Origin of the sequence: Buttiauxella sp., assembly GCF_049686335.1 — a bacterium.
Lineage (GTDB): Bacteria > Pseudomonadota > Gammaproteobacteria > Enterobacterales > Enterobacteriaceae > Buttiauxella.
In genome coordinates this window covers 213,494-228,642 of record NZ_JBAVHX010000033.1, presented here as the reverse complement: position 1 = coordinate 228,642, position 15,149 = coordinate 213,494, and the positions used below count along the sequence as shown (strand labels likewise).

Here is a 15,149-nt window from a genome sequence, read left to right as displayed (position 1 = left end):
CGCCGGAAGTGGTATCTGGCGTGACTAAAAACCGGGCAGGGCGTGATGGATATTGTATTTATAGAGCAACTTACTGTAATCACAACAATTGGTGTGTATGACTGGGAGCAAACCATTTCCCAGAAGCTGGTATTCGATATCGAAATGGCATGGGATAACCGTCAGGCGGCAAGCAGCGATGATGTAAACGATTGTTTAAGCTACGCTGATGTCAGCGAAGCGGTGATCAATCATGTTGCTGGTGGGCGTTTTGCGCTGGTGGAGCGTGTGGCTGAAGAAGTCGCGCAACTGCTGTTGACCCGCTTCAACTCTCCGTGGGTGCGTTTAAAAGTCAGCAAGCCAGGAGCCGTTGCACAGGCTCTAAACGTTGGAGTCGTGATTGAGCGTGGCAGTAATCCGAAAGCCAGCAATTAAGTTCATATTTGTTAAACCAAACATGGGTATTCTGGTCATAACTGTCATCTTTTTGCGGCGGTTGCCGCTTTTTTTGGGTTTATTTTAGGGGTTGAGGATTTATTAATGAGCGATCTGCACTCGTTAGCTATTGCTGCGATTCTTGGTGTTGTTGAAGGGCTAACGGAGTTTTTACCCGTCTCATCCACCGGGCATATGATTATCGTCGGTCACCTGCTGGGTTTTGAAGGTGATAAGGCAAAAACCTTTGAAGTCGTTATCCAGTTAGGTTCCATTCTGGCGGTGGTCGTGATGTTTTGGCGTCGCCTGTTCGGGCTTATCGGTATTCACTTTGGTCGCCAACCCCATGAAGGCACGGGAACGGGTCGTTTGTCGCTGATCCATATCCTGCTGGGTATGGTTCCTGCGGTGGTGCTGGGATTAATTTTCCATGATGCGATTAAATCGTTGTTTAACCCAATAAACGTGATGTACGCGCTGGTGGTTGGTGGCGTGTTGCTGATTGCCGCAGAACTGCTAAAACCTAAAGAGCCGCGTGCTGAAGGTGTCGATGATATTACTTATCGTCAGGCATTTATGATTGGTTGCTTCCAGTGCCTCGCACTGTGGCCGGGCTTTTCGCGCTCAGGTGCCACGATTTCAGGTGGGATGCTGATGGGGGTTAGCCGTTACGCTGCCTCTGAGTTCTCGTTCTTGCTGGCCGTGCCAATGATGATGGGCGCCACGGTGCTGGATGTATATAAAAGCATCGGCTTCCTGACTATGGCAGACCTGCCAATGTTTGCGGTTGGTTTTATTACTGCATTTATTGTTGCACTGGTTGCGATTAAAACTTTCTTACATATTATTAAGCGGATTTCGTTTATTCCGTTCGCCATTTATCGCTTTGTGGTAGCGGCTGTAGTTTATTTCGTATACTTCTAATGCCTGCCACGAATAATAAAAGCCACTCGCGATGAGTGGCTTTTTTATTTCCATTTTTTGATTGTTCGAAATAGTGTGAATTGTGCGAGCAATCACATTCATTCCTCAAGTTAATCACTATTATCCATCGTTCATTGTTGGAGGAAATATGCACGCTATAGTCCGCCGATTTATCAGTTATAGCTTCTTCTGCCTGCTGGGAAAATTCAGCAGCGTGAAGTCATTGCTGAGCGGGCTTTGCTGTTTTAACTCGGTTCAATCGCTAAGTGAAGCTGACGAGAACTCACAGGAACAGACCGAAGATGAGTTTTCTGGCGGCTGGTCCCGCTTGTGGGATTGTGCCGGTGAAAGCCTGTTTACATCCTCAAGACTCTCGCCGATCCCAAATGTTTCCGGCACCGTAAAAACTTCTATTCAGGCCCGTCTGGTTGCTCAACTTCGCCATGAATTAGCCTTTAGCTTCACCACCCGCAGTGCGCATCAATTACTGGTTTGCCACCGTTTAAGTGGCGAGTCAGACTCTGATTCAGATTCACATAACACGCTGTTTTATTGCTTAAAAAGCACGATGCGCCTCACCGCCATTGTGCTTTTTTTATTGTCTAAATCCGACCCGAGAGAGAAACCATTATGTATATCGTTTGTGTAGCTGCATGCCCAACGGGCGTCGCCCATACCTTTATGGCTGCTGAAGCGCTGGAAATCACCGGCAAAAGCCGCGGGCATGAAATTAAGGTTGAAACCCAGGGCAGCATGGGGGCAGAAAACGAAATTACTGCAGAAGATCTGGCGCGAGCTGACGGCGTGATCATCGCCGCAGATGTCGCCATCAACAACAAAGAGCGATTTGATGGCATGTTAAAACTGGAATGCAGCGTGGCAGACCCGATCAAATTTGGTGAAGCGGTCTTTGAAGCCATCGAGCAGGAGATAAGTCATGGCTAAATTTCAGGGTGGCGGGGCGAAATCCTCCACGGGTACAGAAGTGAAAAACGCCATCATGACGGGTGTTTCTTACATGCTGCCGTTCGTTATTGCGGGTGCGGTAATTATGGGGATCGCCAGAATCGGCGCCTCGATGTATGGCATTGATAATATTTGGGATGCCAGCCACGAACAGGCCGCAAGCCTGGTGGTTCAGATGCTGCATAAATTCGACGGCTTTGGCGGCCTGGCACTCTCATTAATGCTGCCGATTGTGGCGGGTTACATCAGCTTTGCGATTGCTAACAAACCGGGGATAGCACCAGGTATGGTGGGTGGCTTGTTAGCCAGCAACCTGGGAACCGGGTTCCTTGGCGCACTGGCGGCGGGTTTTGTCGCGGGATACGTGGTGCGTTTGCTGACCGCGAAAGTCAAACTGCCACGTTCTCTGGCCTCCGCAGGGCCGATATTTATTCTGCCAGTGGGCGGTACGCTACTGACCTGTATCATCATGGCGTTTGTGATTGGTACGCCGCTGGCAGCGCTTAACCGTGGGATGGAAGCGTGGCTGCTGGCGATGTCTGGAACCAACAAAATCATACTCGCAGCGGTAGTCGGTGGCATGGTGGGCTTTGACCTCGGTGGCCCGGTTAACAAGGCTGCGGTCACAACCGCTATGGCGCTGTTAGCCTCCGGTATTTACGACCCAAACACCGCGGCACAAGTGGCGATTATCATCCCGCCAATTGGCCTCGGCGTTGCCACGCTAATCTGGAAAAATCGCTTCCCTGAATCGCTACAGGAAGCAGGAAAAGCATCAACCTTGATGGGCTTGATTGGCGTCTCGGAAGGGGCAATTCCTTTTGCGCTGGCAAACCCGAAAATCATCATTATCAACGTCGTCGGCACTGCAACCGGTGCGGCAATGGCGGTAGGTTTAGGGGCGGTAAACCATGCTCCCATCTCGGGCTTTTACGGTTGGTTAGCCGTTGATGGCTGGCCGATTTATATCCTGTCGATTGCCGTGGGTTCGGCGATTGTGGCGGTGGGTTCGTTACTGGTGTTTCGCCAGTCGAATATTGCCAGCGGCAAAGAAGAAAAAACCATAGCGCACGCGCCGAAATTTAAAGTTAGCCGTTAAAGGTGAGCAAATAAATATAAATGGGGCAACTGAGCCTCAGGGATTTCTACACTTTAAATAAAGTCATGATGCGCTGGTCGATATTTTCCCGGCATCTTGACGGAGCTGATATATGAAAACTATTCATCTGGTACAACATACTCACTGGGATCGTGAGTGGTATTTCACGGAGAATGATTCAAAAGCAGTGCTTTATTATTTTATGGACGATTTATTACAGCGTCTGGAAGAAGATAAATCATTAGGGCCATTTGTTCTTGATGGGCAAACCGTAGTGATTGAAGACTTTTTAAATGTCGCGCCACATCAGGAATTGCGGTTACGTCAATTAATCGAACAGGGCCGAATTGTGATTGGCCCGTGGTATACGCAGAGCGATTTTCTGGTGGTGGGGGCGGAATCGATCACCCGCAACTTGCTGCTGGGTCACACGGACTGCCAGCGTTACGGTGGCACTATGCCGATTGGTTATGTGCCAGATTCCTTTGGACAAAGTGCGCAGTTGCCGATGTTTTTACGACAGTTTGCTATCGACTACGCCGTTATCTGGCGTGGCTGGAGCGAACACAACGTCGTCCACAGCGAATTTAGCTGGCAGTCTGCCGACGGCAGTAAAGTCATCACCGCCGTGCTGCCATGGGGTTACGGTTGTGCAAAATGGTTGCCGGACGACCCGCTGGCCGGGCAAAAAACGCTTGAAACCATTCTGGAAAAGCAGACCCGTTTTTCGCTTACCGAAAACGTGCTACTACCCAATGGAAATGACCAGTCGCCATTTGAATATCGCGTCCCGCAGATGCTTGAGCAACTCAATCAACGGCAAGATGACTACCATTTTGTCCGCAGCAGTTTCAGCCAGTTTTTCCACTCGCTGGAAAGCACTAACGTGAATCTGCCGATTTATCAGGGGGAGCTGATAAGCCCGAAATACATGCGTATTCATCGTGGGATTTTCTCAACCCGAGTGGACATCAAGCAACTGAATGCCCGTCTTGAGCACACCCTGAGCCAGTATCTGGAGCCGCTGCTCGCACTCAACTGGCGGCTTGGTCTGCCGTATCCCCAACACGCCGTGGACAACATATGGCGCGAAGCGATGAAATCTCACGCCCATGACAGCATTGGCGGATGCAATTCCGATCGCGTGAATGCGATGGTCAAGAACCGCCTGGGGTCCGGGCTGGAAATGGCCGAGCAGCTTATTGACCTGAATATGAAGATGTTGGCCGAAGGGATTTCTGCCGAGCAAGACGGCAAGAAAATCATCATTTTCAACGCTCGCCCACAAATTAGCGCGGGCCTGGTCGAGTTGACGATCTTCACCCCGGAAGACCATTTCCGTGTGGTCGACGGCGAGGGCAACGAATGCCGCTGGCAGATTATCGAAGAGAGCCGCCAGGACATGTCGATAATCGTGCAGGAGTTATCAAACAGCACTGAAACCACCTGGTATCGTAAATGCCGTTTGTTACTTGAAGTCGCAGGTATTCCAGCGTGTGGATATCAAACCTTGTATCTGCAAGAGGGTATTAACGCAGGTTTTGAGCAGCAGGTTAAATCGATAAACAAACTGGAAAACCCCTGGTTGCGGCTGGAAATAGACGAGCAAGGCATTTTGACGTTAACCGACAAGCGCAGCCAACAGACTTATCACAATATTCTGCAACTGGTTGATGGCGGTGATGCGGGCGATAACTATAACTATTCGCCGCCGCTTGATGATTGGCTCATCAACACTCATGGTTTCCTGACCTCCATCAGCGGCACACAAGGAGCGTTGCAAAGCGCGCTGACGCTAAGCTGGAAAATGGCGGTGCCCAGGGATCTGGCTGCACGCCGCGAACAGCGTGCAGATGCTGTGCTCGATATTTCAATGACTATCACGCTTGCGCATCACAACGCCTGGCTGGACGTGGCAATCGATGTCAATAACACCGTTCACGACCATCGCTTGCAGATATGGCTACCCACTGGCGTTGTGCAGCTCACGCACTTTGCCGATCAGCCATTTGGCCTGATTGAGCGCCCAAACCTCCCACCGGAAATGGCGGTCTGGCAGGAAGAAAAATGGACCGAAGCACCGGTTGCGCTCTATCCGATGCAAAGTCAGGTGATGATGCACAACGAAACTCGCGGCTTGTGCGCGGTAACCGAAGGGCTACGCGAATACCAGATCCCTGAGGATCGTCAGGACGTTATCGCGGTGACGTTGCTGCGTAGTGTCGGCTGGCTCGGACAGGCCAATATGCCTTATCGCCCAGGCCGTGCGTCAGGTATGGTTTTGCCGTCGCCTGATTCGCAAATTCAGGGAGTGCATCACTTTAAACTCAGTCTGCTGTCGATGAATAACGGCGCGGATAACGCGTTCTGGCGTGACGTTGAACGCGCTCGTGGCAACCTTCACGCATGGCTGGCAACCGGCTGGTCACGCTTTCGAACCAATCCTCATGGGCGTGTCTTCCCGCCTCATTTCAGTGTTTTAACCTGGGACACCAACCTGCATTTCAGCACAATGAAAAAAGCCCAGCACAGCGATGCGCTGGTGGTTCGAGGCTGGAACCCAACCAAGGCCACGTTAGCGCATGGGGAAGTCACGACAAACGGCGAAGTTACGGCCACAACGCTTGCTGAAGTAGCCTTGCCGGCCCATCAGGAATCGGTGCCGACCTGTGCGCCGGCGACATTTGTTATCAGTTTTAGGGGCGAGAATAAATGTTAACACTCGACTTTATTTGTACTTTGCCCAATGGCATCCATGCGCGCCCGGCTAGTGAAATTGAACAACGTACTCAAGGAGTTAGCGCATCCATTACGCTTATCAATCTGAGTAAAAAGACGCAAGCCGATGCGAAAAGCGTACTGGGCATGATTGGCGCGGATATTACTTATGGCGACCAGTGCCAGTTTTTGATTGAAGGCGAAGATCAGCAGGTGGCGTTCGAGCTTTTGCACGCGTTTATGCGCGATGATTTTGAACACTGCGACGAACCGCTGGCACTCGCGGCTGATAATCACAATCAACCACTGCCAGTGTTTATTGAGCATGCGAACCCCGATTATGTGCGGGGAAATGGCGTCAGTAAGGGGATTGGACGCGGCGTTCCGGTTCATATTGATACGGTCGATCTCCTTGAGTTGTCGCACCTCGAGCCCGCGACTGACGTGGCCTGCCAGCAACAGCAACTGCAAGATGCCTGGGCGCTAACACAACAAAACTTCGGAAATGCACAAGCAGGTGCCGCACAGGTTTTAGCGGCACAACTGAAATTGCTGAGTGATCCGGCCTTTAAACGCTGCTTGCTGTCGCATACTACGGCGCGAAATGCGTTGCAGGCGATTGCACTTACGGCGCAGGCGTTAAGTGAACCGTTGCTCAAAAGCAGCAGCCAGTATCTGCGGGAACGGGTCATCGACATACGCGATATTTGCCAGAGCATCGCCACCAGGCTGCTGGGCAGGGCGCTGGAGCCGCAACTGACACTCACCCAGGATAGCATTGTTATCAGCAGCGGAACGTTGACTCCGGGGCAGTTCCTGCGGCTGCGTAATCCGCATCTAAAAGGTATTGTGATGGGTGACGGCGGTGAAACCTCGCATACCGTTATTCTGGCACGTTCTTTTGGCATTCCGTTGTTGTGTGGCGTGACTCAAAGCGAGTCGTTTATGCGTACTGCCAGCATGTTGATTCTCGATAGCCACTACGGTGTGCTGGTGGCCAATCCTAATGCGGCGATGGAAAGCTGGTATCGACTGGAAAGCGACAAACAGCAGCGGATTTCTGCCCGTAGCGCGCCGCTGCGTGGGCAGCAGGTTTTGACTGCTGATGGCACGCCTGTCAGCGTTCAGGCAAACATTGCGCTGGCGGTTGAAGCGCAAGGCGTGTTTGCTCACGGAGCCGATGGTATTGGCCTGTTCCGTACCGAAATGCTGTTTTGTGAACGCAGTCAGGCACCCGATGAAGAAGAACAATATCAGGCGTATAGCGAAGTATTGAGATGTGCTGCGGGGAAGAAAGTCACTATTCGTACGCTGGATATTGGCGGCGATAAACCCTGTGGTTTTCTCGACTTACCGAAAGAGGAGAACCCGTTCCTCGGCTATCGCGCAGTGCGCATGTATCCGCAATTTCACGATATTTTCACCACACAAGTGCGGGCGTTGCTCAGAGCGAGTGCCGTCGGGCCGCTGAATATTATGGTACCGATGGTGGCAACCCTTGCAGAAATCCAGTGGTTGCACAGCCAGTTCCATCAGGTCGCAGAAACCTTGCAGCGAGAAGAGATTCCCGTTGGCGAATGGCACCTCGGAATTATGGTTGAAGTGCCCTCCACGCTCTATCTCCTAGAAAAAGCGGCGAACTATCTCGATTTTGTCTCTATCGGCAGCAACGATCTGGCGCAGTATTTCCTCGCCTGTGATCGCGGTAACCCTTATGTCCGCCATCTCTATGATTACCGTAACCCGACGTTTTTAGCGCTGATGCGCGATATTGCCCAGCGTGCGCAGGCAGCGGGGCTGGTAATCAGCCTGTGCGGCGAAATGGCGGCAGATAAGCAAATGTTGCCGCTGTTAATGGGCATGGGATTAACGAAACTGAGTATGGCGGCTGGAGTTATCACGTCGTGTAAGGAAGCGCTGACTTTCCTGAACATTCAACAATGCCAGCAACTGCTTGAAACGGCGATTGCCAGCGAAAGCAGCGAACAGGTTTTAGAGCATGTAGAACTCTTCATGCGAGGGCAACTGCAAAAAACGGTGCTGGATGCGGACTTGCTGTTGCTGGATAAAACCGTGAGCAGTAAAGAAGAATCCATCAAATTGTTGACCGACAATCTTGAAGTGCAGCAGCGGGTGGTATCGGGTGCGCTCGTGGAAAAGGCAATCTGGGATCGCGAGGCGGTATTCTCCACCGCACTCGGTTTTTCAGTGGCGATTCCCCACTGTAAATCACCGCATGTACAGCACAGCAGCATTTCACTGTTGCGTCTGACTTCACCCCTCGGTTGGGGCGAAGGCGTGGATGTGCAACTGGTCATTATGCTGACGATAAATGAGCAGGAACAGGGTGATCACATGAGGATTTTCTCGCGTCTGGCTCGCAAGCTCATGCACAGTGACTTCCGCGAAAAGCTCCATACGCTTTCAGACTCAGCGGCCATCACCGCTCTGTTATCCACTGAACTGGCGCTTTAGAGAAATGAGTGTAACCACGACTTTACCCGAAGGCGCGCAAAGCAGTGGCAAACTGCTGGTGGCGCTGGCCTACAGCTGAGTTTTATCCTGCCTCTTGCCGCGTATCTGGTGTTGATATGGGTTGGCCTGAAAATGCGCCAACCTTTGCCTGTCAGTTAGCGGGAGGCGTTACCAGTCCGGCTTCTTTTTTCCACGCTTCAACAGCGGCAATACGACGACGATTTAGCTCATCGCGTATCGCCGGGCCGCTAAATCCAGCATCAATCACCTCTTTGTTAGTGACACTTTGCGCCGCAATCCAGGCTGCACGCAGCAGCCTGCCCTGAGGATAATCACTGGCTTCAAAACCAGTGCGCCCGCGAGCATCTGCCTCACTGGTCAACGCTACTTGTTCAACGCGTTGAGGTTTGCGCCACGCATCGATGGCGTCGAATAATTTGATGATGGTTTTCGGCTGTAAAATTGGGAAGGTGTGAATCAGGTCGTGATATTCGGCAACCAGTTTGGCCAGATCGCGAATGTCATTTGGCACACGCATGCGCTGGCACAATTGCTCCACCAGTTTGACCCCGGCTGGACCATGCCCATGGTGGCGCGGCCAGAACTCTTTTGGCGTCAAACCTTTACCCAAATCGTGACATAGTGTGGCAAAACGGACGTCGACTTCCGGGCTGAGCTGCGCCGCAATTGCCAGCGTCATCAGTACGTGAATACCGGTGTCGATTTCCGGATGCCATTTTTCTGGAGCCGGGACACCAAACAGCGCGTCGATTTCCGGGAATAGCACCGCCAACGCGCCACACTTGCGTAGCACATCAAAATAAACCTGTGGATTACGGCTGGTGAGGGCGTTTTCTGTCTCTTTCCAGACGCGTTCTGGCGTCAGATGCGCCAGTTCACCGTTGGCCGCCATTGAGGTCATCAGTGAGAGTGTTTCAGGAGCAATCTGGAAACTGAGATGAGCATAACGCGCAGCAAAGCGCGCAACGCGTAACACACGCAGCGGGTCTTCATTGAAAGCTGGGGATACATGGCGCAGCAAGCGTTTTTCGATATCGGCTCGCCCATTATACGGGTCGATAAACTCGCCGTGTTCATCCTGAGCAATGGCATTGATGGTCAGATCGCGGCGCAGCAAGTCTTGCTCAAGCGTGACATCAGGCGCGGCATAACAGGTAAAACCTGTATATCCCTGGCCTGATTTACGCTCGGTGCGCGCTAATGCGTACTCTTCTCGCGATTTTGGATGCAGAAATACCGGAAAATCCTTCCCAACCTGCTGGAAACCTGTATCAAGCATTTCTTGCGGAGTTGCACCGACAACCACCCAATCTTTATCTTTGACCGGTAATCTCAATAACCCATCGCGTACTGCACCACCGACCAGATAAATCTTCACGCTTTAAAGCCCCTGCATCTGTTAACCAATTACGATAATACGTAAGTGTAGGATACAGGGTTGGCGATCAGTTCATCCAGCGATCTTTCTTCTTACGGCTTGGGATCATGTGTGGCAGTAGCAGGCCAAGCAGCAGACCAAAACCGGCAACGCCGCCGCCGTACATAAACCACTGCATGATGATGGCGCGTTGTTTGTCATCCAGTTGAACATTCGCGGCATCAACTTTTTTCTTCGCGACGATTAACTGGTTTTTAAGTTGCTGATTTTCTTCTTTTAAACCGGTGATGACACTGTCGCTCTGGGACACTTTCTTCTGCATATCAGCGGTGCGCTGATTCCAGGTGGTGTCGATATTCGTCAGCTTGTCAGTCAGCGTCTTCACCTGGTTTTCCAGGTCTGGCACACGGGTACGCAGGCTTGGGTTGGTGCTCAGCTGCGCCAGAGGGATCCATGAAGTACGACCGTTGCTGTCGCGCACCTGGCCATATTTGGTTTCTTCATTGCTTTGTAACAGCGTAACTTCTTCCCCGGCGTTGACTGTGCCGAGCAAGCGATAATTGTCCCCAGGACCACTACGCACCCAGGTGTTTAGTTCATCAGATACATAACGTTTTTCATCGGCATGAGCCACAACAGAAACGCTAAGAGAGAGCAAAGTAAGGCAAATTAGGCGGAATTTGTGCATGATTTCGTCGTTATTGTCATAAATAGTGGAACGATAGTAGTGGCATCAGTCTGACGGTGCAATCCGTAAACCTGAATGAGAATCATCCTGGTGTGATTTTGACCACTTACTCGTGATTTATGGCCCGTCGAAATGCGCGCCACTCATGGTAATTTGGTGAAAAATATTATCTACTGACCACCATTAAACGATTAAGTTCGCCGGGCGTTTGCTCGATGTGACGCAACTAAAAGCAAAAAAGACGATGACTCAAGAAATCGAACTCAAATTTATTGTTAATCCAGCCGATCTGGATTCTCTTCGTAACACTTTAAATTCGCTGGAAAGCCAGCACAGCGAACCTCGCCAGTTGCTCAACATCTATTATGAAACTGCCGACAACCAGTTGCGCCGTCATGATATGGGTCTGCGCATCCGTGGCGATAACGGCCAGTACGAAATGACGATGAAAATCGCTGGTCGCGTCACGGGCGGTCTGCATCAGCGTCCGGAATACAATGTTGAGCTGAGCGGGCCGGAGCTTGCTCTGTCACTGCTACCGCCAGAAGTGTGGCCGGAAGGTCTTTCTGCCGAAGCGTTGCAGACGCAACTGAACCCTTTATTTAGCACCGACTTTGCCCGTGAAAAATGGGTCGTGACGCATGGTAAAAGCCGCATTGAACTGGCGTTGGATCTCGGTGAAGTGAAAGCCGGTGAACTGAGCGAGCCATTGTGCGAGCTGGAACTTGAATTACTGGAAGGTGAAACCGCTGATGTTCTGGCTTTTGCCAAACAACTGGTGGCACAACCGGGGCTACGCCAGGGAAATCTAAGCAAAGCGGCGCGTGGTTATCATCTGGCGCAGGGTAATACGGAACGAGAAATTAAGCCGTTAACGGTTCTGCGAGTACCAGCGAAAGCAACGGTTGAACAAGGGTTGGAAGGTTCACTTGAACTGGCACTTTCCCACTGGCAATACCACGAAGAAGTGTGGTTGCGTGGCAACGGCAAAGCGAAAGCTCAGGTTCTGGAAGCCGTTGGTCTGGTGCGTCACGCGCTGGCTCTGTTCGGCGGCATCATTCCGCGTAAAGCGAGCACAGAACTGCGTGAACTGTTGGCTACCTATGAAGCGATGCTGCCACAAGAGCTGAAAGCGGCTGAACTGGCTTTCAGCGCGCAAAGCAGCCAGGCAAAACTGGCGCTAACCGAATGGTTAGTCGGCCGTCAGTGGCAGAAATTTACCGATGACAAAGCCAATGTGAAGCTGGCGGGTTCGTTTAAGCGTTTTGCAGATACTCATCTTTCCCGTCACGCGGCAGAACTGAAAGAGACTTTCCAGCGTCCATTGGGCGATAGCTACGCCGATCAATTGCCGCGTCTGGCACGAGAAACCGGTTCTATCCGCTTGCTGGCAGGTGTTTACGACGATTCCAAAACACAACCGTGGCTGGATAACTGGCAAGGCCTGCGTCATGCCATCGGGACTCGCCAACAGGTTGAAATTGAACATTATCGCAATGAAGCCATTTCTCAGGCTCCATTCTGGTTGCATAGCGGAAAATAATCCTCCCCGTCATACTTCAGGTTGCAGGGGATATCGTTACTAAGGGATACGACCATGATGTCGCAAGCGCCACTTTTACAGCAGCATTTGCAGGCGGCGCTGGCGCGTCTGCCACAAGAGATTGACCGCCAGACGTTGAGCCCTGAGGCTCAAGCCGTGCTGGCGTTTAGTGATTTTGTTTGTGACAGCATGACGGCTTATCCCGCATGGATTGCGGAACTCGAACAATTCCCGCCCCAGGCCGACGAATGGCAAAACTACGCCGCCTGGTTGCAGGAAGCGTTGCAGGGCGTGGATAGCGAACCCGCGTTAATGACCGCGTTGCGCCTGTTCCGTCGCCGTATGATGGTGAGAATTGCCTGGGCGCAAACTCTGCAAACAGTACCCACTCAAAGCTCTCTTCAGCAGCTTAGCGTGCTGGCGGAAACGTTAATTATTGCCGCCCGCGACTGGCTGTATACCGCATGCTGTCGCGAGTGGGGTACGCCTTGCAATCAAAATGGTGTCCCACAACCCTTGATGATTCTTGGCATGGGTAAACTCGGCGGCGGTGAGCTTAATTTCTCCTCCGACATCGACCTGATTTTTGCCTGGCCGGAAAACGGCTCGACCCAGGGCGGACGGCGCGAACTCGATAACGCACAATTCTTTACCCGTTTGGGCCAACGCTTGATTAAAGTCCTCAACCAGCCGACACAAGATGGGTTTGTCTATCGCGTCGATATGCGCCTGCGCCCGTTTGGCGACAGTGGCCCATTAGTGCTGAGCTATGCCGCGTTAGAAGATTATTACCAGGAGCAGGGCCGCGATTGGGAACGCTACGCCATGGTCAAAGCCCGGATAATGGGCGACAACGACGATGCGTGGAGCCAGGAGCTGCGCAACATGTTGCGGCCATTTATCTTCCGTCGCTATATCGATTTCAGTGTCATTCAGTCGCTGCGAAATATGAAGGGAATGATTGCCCGTGAAGTGCGCCGCCGTGGGCTGACCGATAACATTAAACTCGGCGCGGGCGGCATTCGTGAAACCGAGTTTATCGTCCAGGTCTTCCAGTTGATTCGCGGTGGTCGTGAACCTGCTCTGCAGTCCCGTTCTTTACTGCCAACCCTTGAAGCTATCCAGCAATTACATCTGCTGCCGGAATCAGATGCAGCAAAACTGAATGCAGCCTATCTCTATCTGCGTCGCCTCGAAAACCTGTTGCAGAGCATCAATGACGAACAGACTCAGACGCTGCCTGGCGATGAGCTTAATCGCGCGCGCCTGGCATGGGGCATGAACGCGCAATCCTGGGATTGCCTGCAAGAAACTCTGCAACATCATATGAATGCTGTGCGCCAGGTGTTTAACGAATTGATTGGCGATGATGAACCTGAACCCGGTGAAGATAAGCTCGCTGAAGCATGGCGCGAACTGTGGCAGGATGCGCTGGATGCAGACGCCACTACGCCAGTACTGGAACATTTAACGCCAGAAGCATGCAGCGAAGTGTTACGTCTGGTCAGTGACTTCCGTCAGGATACCGATAAGCGCACCATCGGTCCGCGTGGTCGCCAGGTGTTGGATCAGCTCATGCCGCGCCTGCTATGTGAAGCCTGTTCACGCAACGACGCGCCGTTGCCGTTATCACGCCTTACGCCATTGCTGCTCGGTATTGTCACACGTACCACCTATCTTGAATTGCTGACGGAATATCCGGGTGCATTGAAGCACCTGATAACGTTATGTGCGGCATCACCGATGATTGCCAGCCAACTGGCGCGTTATCCGTTGCTGCTTGATGAACTGCTCGATCCGAACACGCTTTACCAACCTACCGCTACCGATGCCTATCGTGACGAGCTTCGTCAGTATTTGCTGCGCGTGCCGGACGACGATGAAGAGCAACAACTCGAAGCCTTGCGCCAGTTTAAGCAGGCACAGCTGTTACGTGTGGCAGCTGCGGACATCACCGGGACATTGCCGGTGATGAAAGTGAGTGACCATCTCACCTGGCTTGCAGAAGCGATGATCGACGCGGTGGTCCAGCAGGCGTGGGCGCAAATGGTGGTGCGTTATGGTCAGCCGAAACACTTACAGAATCGGGAAGGGCGCGGTTTTGCTGTGGTAGGTTACGGCAAACTCGGTGGCTGGGAGCTAGGTTATAGCTCAGATTTGGATCTCGTCTTCCTGCATGATTGCCCTTCGGATGTTATGACCGATGGCGAGCGTGAAATAGATGGTCGCCAGTTTTATCTGCGCCTCGCACAACGGGTGATGCACCTGTTCAGTACCCGAACCTCATCGGGCATTTTGTACGAAGTGGATGCGCGTTTACGCCCGTCTGGTGCTGCTGGCATGTTGGTCACGACCGTCGAAGCATTTGCCGATTATCAGCAGAATGAAGCCTGGACCTGGGAGCATCAGGCTCTGGTTCGCGCGCGTATTGTGTATGGCGCTCCGCAATTGCAGCAGGAGTTTGATGCCATTCGCCGCAATATTTTGTGCAAACCGCGTGAAGGCGAAAAATTACAAACCGAAGTGCGCGAAATGCGTGAAAAAATGCGTGCGCATTTGGGCGGAAAAGCTCGCGAACGCTTTGATATTAAAGCCGATGAAGGCGGTATTACCGATATTGAATTTATCACTCAATATCTGGTGTTATGTTATGCGGCGCAGGCTCCAAAACTGACGCGTTGGTCTGACAATGTGCGCATTCTGGAATTAATGGCGCAAAACGACATTATGAGTGATGACGAAGCGAAAGCGCTGACGCATGCTTATGTGACTTTACGTGATGAACTGCATCACCTTGCATTGCAAGAACTGCCCGGAAACGTGGCTATGGATACGTTCACTCAAGAGCGCGGGCAGGTACTCAAAAGCTGGCAAACGTGGCTGATTGACCCGCAAACACGCGCATAAGATTAATTGTGATATT

General features: G+C 52.0%; 11 protein-coding genes. 9 read left to right on the top strand and 2 right to left on the bottom strand.

All coding sequences use genetic code 11. The features are described 5' to 3' along the window. Window positions 1-45 precede the first annotated feature (45 nt). The 7 genes from folB (at window position 46) to ptsP (ending at window position 8,596) form a co-directional block, all read left to right on the top strand. Window positions 46-414, top strand: a complete 369-nt coding sequence (folB, locus tag WBL83_RS19845; RefSeq protein WP_424590734.1) for a bifunctional dihydroneopterin aldolase/7,8-dihydroneopterin epimerase — start codon at window positions 46-48, stop codon at window positions 412-414. Window positions 415-519: 105 nt separating this feature from the next. Next, window positions 520-1,338 (top strand): undecaprenyl-diphosphate phosphatase, encoded by an 819-nt coding sequence (bacA, locus tag WBL83_RS19840; RefSeq protein WP_424590733.1) that lies wholly within the window; start codon window positions 520-522, stop codon window positions 1,336-1,338. A gap of 148 nt (window positions 1,339-1,486) precedes the next feature. After that, on the top strand, window positions 1,487-1,987 hold the full coding sequence (locus tag WBL83_RS19835; protein WP_424590732.1) for a hypothetical protein: 501 nt from the start codon (window positions 1,487-1,489) through the stop codon (window positions 1,985-1,987). Next, on the top strand, window positions 1,969-2,283 hold the full coding sequence (locus WBL83_RS19830; protein ID WP_424590731.1) for a PTS fructose transporter subunit IIB: 315 nt from the start codon (window positions 1,969-1,971) through the stop codon (window positions 2,281-2,283). Before WBL83_RS19835 ends, WBL83_RS19830 begins: the two co-directional genes overlap by 19 nt. Then, window positions 2,276-3,403 carry a PTS fructose transporter subunit IIC gene (locus WBL83_RS19825; protein WP_424590730.1) on the top strand — a complete coding sequence of 376 codons (1,128 nt, stop codon included), beginning with the start codon at window positions 2,276-2,278 and terminating at the stop codon, window positions 3,401-3,403. Before WBL83_RS19830 ends, WBL83_RS19825 begins: the two co-directional genes overlap by 8 nt. A 112-nt stretch (window positions 3,404-3,515) precedes the next feature. Continuing rightward, window positions 3,516-6,122 (top strand): glycoside hydrolase family 38 C-terminal domain-containing protein, encoded by a 2,607-nt coding sequence (locus WBL83_RS19820; RefSeq protein ID WP_424590729.1) that lies wholly within the window; start codon window positions 3,516-3,518, stop codon window positions 6,120-6,122. After that, window positions 6,116-8,596, top strand: coding sequence for a phosphoenolpyruvate--protein phosphotransferase (ptsP, locus tag WBL83_RS19815; RefSeq protein WP_424590728.1), 2,481 nt, complete (start codon window positions 6,116-6,118; stop codon window positions 8,594-8,596). The genes WBL83_RS19820 and ptsP overlap by 7 nt, the downstream gene beginning before the upstream one ends. A 151-nt stretch (window positions 8,597-8,747) precedes the next feature. Here ptsP and WBL83_RS19810 read toward each other — a convergent pair whose 3' ends face one another. Both WBL83_RS19810 and WBL83_RS19805 read right to left on the bottom strand, forming a co-directional pair. Further along, window positions 8,748-9,995 (bottom strand): multifunctional CCA addition/repair protein, encoded by a 1,248-nt coding sequence (locus tag WBL83_RS19810; protein ID WP_424590727.1) that lies wholly within the window; start codon window positions 9,993-9,995, stop codon window positions 8,748-8,750. Between the two features lie 67 nt (window positions 9,996-10,062). Beyond that, window positions 10,063-10,683 carry a TIGR04211 family SH3 domain-containing protein gene (locus WBL83_RS19805; protein ID WP_424590726.1) on the bottom strand — a complete coding sequence of 207 codons (621 nt, stop codon included), beginning with the start codon at window positions 10,681-10,683 and terminating at the stop codon, window positions 10,063-10,065. A 244-nt stretch (window positions 10,684-10,927) separates the two neighbouring features. Here WBL83_RS19805 and WBL83_RS19800 point away from each other — a divergent pair, with 244 nt between their 5' ends. Both WBL83_RS19800 and glnE read left to right on the top strand, forming a co-directional pair. Continuing rightward, complete coding sequence (locus tag WBL83_RS19800) at window positions 10,928-12,226, top strand: inorganic triphosphatase (RefSeq protein WP_424590725.1); 1,299 nt, start codon at window positions 10,928-10,930, stop codon at window positions 12,224-12,226. Between the two features lie 57 nt (window positions 12,227-12,283). Then, a complete protein-coding gene (gene glnE, locus WBL83_RS19795; protein ID WP_424590755.1) occupies window positions 12,284-15,133 on the top strand; it encodes a bifunctional [glutamate--ammonia ligase]-adenylyl-L-tyrosine phosphorylase/[glutamate--ammonia-ligase] adenylyltransferase in 2,850 nt (949 codons plus the stop codon). Window positions 15,134-15,149 lie beyond the last annotated feature (16 nt).

What these genes read in the sequence shown, in the direction of transcription:
- ptsP (WP_424590728.1), top strand. Translation starts at nt 6,116, where the DNA reads ATGTTAACACTCGACTTTATTTGTACTTTGCCCAATGGCATCCATGCG.
- glnE (WP_424590755.1), top strand. Translation starts at nt 12,284, where the DNA reads ATGTCGCAAGCGCCACTTTTACAGCAGCATTTGCAGGCGGCGCTGGCG.
- folB (WP_424590734.1), top strand. Translation starts at nt 46, where the DNA reads ATGGATATTGTATTTATAGAGCAACTTACTGTAATCACAACAATTGGT.
- WBL83_RS19820 (WP_424590729.1), top strand. Translation starts at nt 3,516, where the DNA reads ATGAAAACTATTCATCTGGTACAACATACTCACTGGGATCGTGAGTGG.
- WBL83_RS19825 (WP_424590730.1), top strand. Translation starts at nt 2,276, where the DNA reads ATGGCTAAATTTCAGGGTGGCGGGGCGAAATCCTCCACGGGTACAGAA.
- bacA (WP_424590733.1), top strand. Translation starts at nt 520, where the DNA reads ATGAGCGATCTGCACTCGTTAGCTATTGCTGCGATTCTTGGTGTTGTT.
- WBL83_RS19800 (WP_424590725.1), top strand. Translation starts at nt 10,928, where the DNA reads ATGACTCAAGAAATCGAACTCAAATTTATTGTTAATCCAGCCGATCTG.
- WBL83_RS19830 (WP_424590731.1), top strand. Translation starts at nt 1,969, where the DNA reads ATGTATATCGTTTGTGTAGCTGCATGCCCAACGGGCGTCGCCCATACC.
- WBL83_RS19805 (WP_424590726.1), bottom strand. Translation starts at nt 10,683, where the DNA reads ATGCACAAATTCCGCCTAATTTGCCTTACTTTGCTCTCTCTTAGCGTT.
- WBL83_RS19835 (WP_424590732.1), top strand. Translation starts at nt 1,487, where the DNA reads ATGCACGCTATAGTCCGCCGATTTATCAGTTATAGCTTCTTCTGCCTG.